Origin of the sequence: Mesorhizobium sp. M7A.F.Ca.CA.004.06.1.1, from assembly GCF_003999135.1 — a bacterium.
Taxonomy (GTDB): Bacteria; Pseudomonadota; Alphaproteobacteria; order Rhizobiales; family Rhizobiaceae; genus Mesorhizobium.
Genome location: NZ_RZPQ01001298.1, coordinates 1 through 784, shown reverse-complemented (window position 1 = coordinate 784; position 784 = coordinate 1). Strand labels below are relative to the sequence as shown.

1 protein-coding gene is annotated in these 784 nt (G+C 61.7%); it reads left to right on the top strand.

The window, feature by feature from the left end; all coding sequences use genetic code 11:
- Nucleotides 1–170: 170 nt before the first annotated feature.
- On the top strand, nt 171–784 hold a 614-nt coding region (gene dapF / locus EN906_RS35915; protein WP_127375860.1), incomplete at its 3' end, for a diaminopimelate epimerase.

The window sequence follows — 784 nt, the reverse complement described above, 5'->3', positions numbered from 1 at the left end:
AATGCATGTCGCGCAAAAGTGCGCAGCAGAAAGCACGTGCGCTGGTTCAAAAATGTCAGAGCGTACTTTGTGGGTCCAAATGGACGCACGTCGCTCTGACGTCCGCACACTGGTAATTTCGGCCGGTATCCGCCATATAGGCGCCAAACCGGCATGAGACCTTTCGATCCATGGCAAGCACTGCCCCTTTCGCCAAGATGAACGGCATCGGCAACGAGATCATCGTTGCCGATATGCGCGGCCGTGCCGATCGAGTGACGGGGGCGGCGGCGATTGCGCTGAACGCCGATGCCGCGACCAGCTTCGACCAGATCATGGCGATCCACGACGCAAGGACGCCGGGCACCGCCTTTTTCATCGACATATTGAATTCCGACGGAACTGGCGCGCAGGCCTGCGGCAATGGCATGCGCTGCGTCGTCCAGGCGCTCGCCGCCGAGACCGGCCAGAAGATCTTCACCTTCGAAACCGTGGCGGGCATCCTCAATGCGCGCGAACATGCCGACGGCTCGATCTCGGTCGATATGGGCACGCCACGCTTCGGCTGGCAGGATATCCCGCTGGCCGAGGAATTCCGCGACACCCGCATGATCGAGCTGCAGATCGGCCCGATCGACGCGCCGGTGCTGCATTCCCCCTCGGTCGTCTCGACGGGCAATCCGCACGCCATCTTCTGGGTCGACAATGACGTCTGGTCCTATGAGCTCGACCGCTTCGGCCCGCTGCTCGAGAACCATCCGATGTTCCCCGAGCGCGCCAACATCACCATCGCTCAGGTTACTTC